At 47.4% G+C, this 4,673-nt stretch carries 6 protein-coding genes; 5 read left to right on the top strand and 1 reads right to left on the bottom strand.

The features are described from left to right. From ACU8YC_RS24510 to ACU8YC_RS24490, 5 genes are all read left to right on the top strand, one after another. A partial coding sequence (locus ACU8YC_RS24510) for a DNA/RNA non-specific endonuclease (protein WP_446895909.1) occupies positions 1–1,136 on the top strand: 1,136 nt, incomplete at its 5' end. A gap of 51 nt (positions 1,137–1,187) precedes the next feature. Next, positions 1,188–1,520 (top strand): hypothetical protein, encoded by a 333-nt coding sequence (locus ACU8YC_RS24505; RefSeq protein WP_446895908.1) that lies wholly within the window; start codon positions 1,188–1,190, stop codon positions 1,518–1,520. Positions 1,521–1,763: 243 nt separating this feature from the next. Continuing rightward, positions 1,764–2,441: a CsgG/HfaB family protein gene (locus ACU8YC_RS24500; RefSeq protein WP_446895907.1), complete on the top strand. Its 678-nt coding sequence runs from the start codon at positions 1,764–1,766 to the stop codon at positions 2,439–2,441. A 12-nt stretch (positions 2,442–2,453) separates the two neighbouring features. Beyond that, positions 2,454–2,798 (top strand): DUF4810 domain-containing protein, encoded by a 345-nt coding sequence (locus ACU8YC_RS24495; RefSeq protein ID WP_446895906.1) that lies wholly within the window; start codon positions 2,454–2,456, stop codon positions 2,796–2,798. 11 nt (positions 2,799–2,809) lie between these two features. Next, entirely contained in the window at positions 2,810–3,478 is a 669-nt protein-coding gene (locus ACU8YC_RS24490) for a DUF799 domain-containing protein (protein ID WP_446895905.1), read from the top strand. 130 nt (positions 3,479–3,608) lie between these two features. On the opposite strand, the gene ACU8YC_RS24485 is transcribed toward ACU8YC_RS24490, so the two are convergent. Then, positions 3,609–4,229 carry a M20/M25/M40 family metallo-hydrolase gene (locus tag ACU8YC_RS24485; protein WP_446895904.1) on the bottom strand — a complete coding sequence of 207 codons (621 nt, stop codon included), beginning with the start codon at positions 4,227–4,229 and terminating at the stop codon, positions 3,609–3,611. Positions 4,230–4,673: the final 444 nt, after the last annotated feature.

The raw sequence follows: 4,673 nt of genomic DNA, 5'->3' as shown, positions 1-4,673 counted from the left end.
ACTGGTTACCGGAGGCATTGGTGAAAAGCAGGGATGAAATCAGGATAATTTTAGTCGCGGGGATGATGCTGTTACCTGTGACCGACGTTTCAGCAACCCTCCTGTCGCCCGCCGATCGCAATATCATTCAGCAACAACAACAGTTACTGAATGAAAACCAGCGTCAGCGTGAAGATCTGGAGCGCAGCATCCCTCTTCCTGCGTCAGCCACACCTGCCATTCCATCTGGAGCAGAAGGGCCCTGTTTTACAATTACCAGGATCGACATTGAGGGAGCAACGAAACTGTCGACCTCTGCGGCGAAAGCGAAAGGGTGTGAAGCGCGTGGCGACTGCAAACAGATTGTCAAGGAGGTGGAGGAACTAAGCCTTAAGCAACAGCAGGAAATGATAGCTGTCTGTGCAACAAACCCTGCAGCCTGCAAAGAGAAATACGGCGACATACCAGCTAAAGGAATGCTGGTACGAGAAGCGATAGATCGTGTGTTAGGTGCAGATGTACCGTCTGCAATGAAGAATGATATGTCTTCGTTGTTAGCTCAGCAGATCGAAGCGGAAGGTGTTGTTACCAGTACTGAATTTGCCAGCCAGCTACAAAATCGTTACGGTATGGACAAGCAACAGGCTGAAATCCTTGCTGTCGCAGCACTGGGAGTCATGACCGGTGGGATGGGGAAATCAGGTACCTCCACGACCAGTAAAAACATCGTTGTGGTTGACTCAGGTAAGAAAGGGGCCTGGAACCAAGCAATGAATAAGCCGGAACCGAACACCGTTTATAAGGTCGATGGGAATAAAACATTCCAGACTGATGCATTGGGAAGAACTAGTTCAGCAGAAGGGATACTAGTTGCTTCGAAAAGCGACAGAAACACTTATCAGCAATACAAGACCGGGAAATGTGGTAGCTCTGGTGATGAAGGTGGTCATTTAATTGCCAGTATTTTTAATGGTCCTGGCGAAAAACTCAATCTTGTTCCTATGGATGGCAACCTGAATAAAGGTGTATGGAAACAGATGGAAAACACATGGGCTAATGCTTTGAAAGATGGCAAACAAGTTAATGTTAAAATAGAACATGTTTACATTGGGGAGAATAAACGTCCTGATAGCTTTAGTGTAACAATACTCTATTGACGGAGCCCGTCCTGTTATCAAAGACATCAGCAACACCCCTGGAGGGGTAAAATGAGCGAATTAGATGATCTGCATAATAAAATAGGTCAGTTATTAGTGGATGCCGGTCCTGATAATGCGATGAAGATCATTGCTCGTGCTAAATTATCACTTGATGGTGAGTCATGTGAGTATGAGTATGATTATCTTGATCAAGAGGGAGATGAAGACTGGTTCGTTCCTGATAAGTTAGCCAGTCACGATCTTAGACTACTGTTAGTTAAAATGAGGGATTTTTACATCCAAAATAATATGACTAACGGGAAACCAGCATGGATAGGTTGTGAAATAATCGTTGACATACCAGAAGAAAAAATAAGCATAAACTTTCAATATGATGATTAACTGTGATCCCGGCGTTGGCGCCGGGATCACCACAATGCCCGTAGCGTGTTCAGGCGAATAAGACGCGTCAGGGCGAAAAGTTGTCACGCTGTAAGTGCAGTAGGCAAAAAACGGTTGTAACAGACTGAAAATAAGGTCAATCGTCAGCACCCCAGCAGCAATCTGTGTCAGAGAAAGTTGTTGTGGATAGTTTTCAGATTAGTACTTTGTTTTATTCATTTTTAAAAAGGAAATTAATACTTCATGATCAAAAAAATAATCATAAGTTCACTCTGTTTCAGTTCGCTGTTCCTTACTGGTTGCGCAACGGAATCTTCCCGTTCTGTTGAAGTCGCAAAAGTAGCCACTTACCAGACACCATGGCAGGGGCCACGCAGTCCGATATCCGTCGGGAAATTTGATAACCGCTCTGGTTACATGAATGGCATATTTTCTGATGGTGTTGATCGGTTAGGTAATCAGTCAAAAACTATTCTGATCACCCACTTGCAGCAAACCGGTCGCTTTAATGTGCTGGATCGCATGAACATGGAAGAGATCAAAGCCGAGTCGGATATCAGTGGAAAACACCAGCAATTAAAAGGTGCAACCTATGTGATCACCGGAGATGTGACCGAGTTTGGTCGTAAAGAGACCGGAGATAAGGCGTTGTTTGGCATACTTGGCCGTGGCAAATCGCAGGTGGCTTATGCGAAAGTCGCCCTGAATGTAGTCAATGTCAGAACATCCGAAGTGGTTTTTTCTTCTCAGGGAGCGGGGGAATACGAGTTGTCTAATCGTGAAATTCTTGGCTTTGGCGGTACCGCCAGCTATGACTCCACGCTGAATGGAAAAGTACTGGATCTCGCCATTCGTGAGGCCGTAAACAATCTGGTTACCGGTATTGAGAACGGTATCTGGAACCCGTCAAATACAAATTAAAAGGAAAGGATGATGGCATATTTACACGGAGCCGCTGCTGGTGCAGCCGTATTTCTGCTTGTAGGTTGTGCAACTCAGGCACCGCAGAAGTTGTATGCATGGGATGGTTACCAGGAGTCGGTTTATCATTACTACACAAATGAAACCAGCCCACAGGAACAAATCGCCACATTACAGAAACTGACTGAAATGTCACGGGCCAGTAACAAACCCGTTCCCCCTGGCGTTCATGCCCAGCTCGGCATGCTCTACAGCAATACGGGGAATACAGCACAGGCGATGGCTGAATTCAACGCCGAAAAAACACAGTACCCGGAATCGGCTTCTTATATTGATTTTCTGACAACGAGAAAGTGAAGGGACTAAACATGAAAGGATTATTTACATTCATCACCCTGGCGTTTGCTCTGATATTAACGGGGTGTACAAAAAACAATAAACAACTCACTGACTATTCTGCCTTCAGAGAAAGCAAACCACGCAGCATACTGGTGCTTCCGCCGGTAAACCAGTCACCAGATGTTAAAGCCAGCCACAGTTTTCTGAGTACTGTCAGCATGCCGATTGCTGAATCCGGTTATTATGTGTTCCCGGTGGCCGTCGTGGAAGAGACATTTAAACAAAATGGTGTGACCAGTCCGGACGACATCAGCGCACTTCCGTTAAAAAAACTGCATGATATTTTTGGTGCTGATGCGGTGATGTACATCACGATCAAAGATTATGGTACATCTTATCAGGTCGTTAACAGCGATACGCGAGTGACAGCAACAGCTCGTTTAGTGGATTTACGCTCGGGCAAAGAATTGTGGAAAGGTGGTGCAACAGCGTCAACCAATGAAGGGCAAAATAACAGTGGTGGTGGGCTGCTGGGTATTCTGATAACCGCAGCAGTGACGCAGATTGCCAACTCAGCAACTGAGAAAGCGCATGATATTGCCGGAATAACCAGCGTGCGAATGTTTGATGCCGGGGCAAACGGTGGTCTGCTATATGGTCCGCGCTCGCCGAAATACGGACAGACAGCGCAGCAATAATGTTTAAATAACGAATGGACATAAAGGTCATTTTATACAAAATGGCCTTACTACCGTTACATTAACGGTGTCGAAAACGCTTATTTGGTAAGTCAGTTGTAAGCGTACACCGAGGGTCGTATCCACTCCGTCAGCGGGGAGAAAGGCGGCCGCGGCACATAACGCATCGTACGCTAGCGGGTGGTTGATAACGGCAGGATAGCCGGCATACGTCATTGAGGTCCTGAACCCGCTGCGCCACCAGTGATGTAAAACTTTCCTTCAGAATCGTATCCGTCTGTTCTTCCATCGCCCGGATAGTCCCTCTGGCGGTTGCGCTGTCCGGGACGGCATTGGGGACGGTCCCGCCTGACATCATTCCGCAACCAAAGACAGCCGGGCTGAAGGGATTCGTTTTCCTGGCAATAATATAATCCATGTCACCAATGATTCGTGACACTTCCCGGATGGCATCCAGCCCTTTCTCCGGGGTAGAGCCGTGCGCCGAAATACCGTTCACATTCAGGGGCCAGGCCGAGCCCCATGACGACATAACCCCATTGTTAAAACGAACCGTGCCGGTTTCCATTGATGCGTCATTGTGCAGCGCATAAACGGCGTCCACGTCTTCCATACAGCCGAGTGTGACCAGTAATTCTGCTCCCGGCACGGTCATGTCCTCTTCGGTCATCTGAAAAATAAAACGGACATTGGCTTTTAGACGTTCCGGACTGGCGGCAAGATAACGGGCAGCGGTCAGCAGAATTGCCATATGAGAATCATGACCGCAGTTATGCGCCAGGCCCGGATGTTCCGAGGTATAGTGCATTCCGTCAGATCAGGTATTTCCAGTGCATCCATATCAGCCCTGAACACCACCAGTGGATAGTTGTCGTTTACATGCAGGTCGGCAATAAACCCGGTGCAGCAGGGCCATGTACGGATGCTCAGTCCTGCATCGCGCAGGACTGACTGACACTATGCAGCGGTTTTAAACTCCTGCCCGGAAGCTTCAGGAATACGGTGTAAATCATGGCGAACTGAGACACTGAACGCTTTTAGTGACATAAGGTCACGACAGATATATTTCATCATCAGATAACTCCCTGTAATGAGAACCCCAGCTGGGCGACGAGTGACGCCCCAAAAAAGCAGGAGGTGGAGACCACCAGAAAGAGAACGATAACTTTCCAGGACATTTTTTTCAGTTCATCCA

The sequence above is a fragment of the Citrobacter sp. VF227 genome, from assembly GCF_052950715.1.
This window is presented reverse-complemented; position numbering and strand designations above follow the sequence as displayed.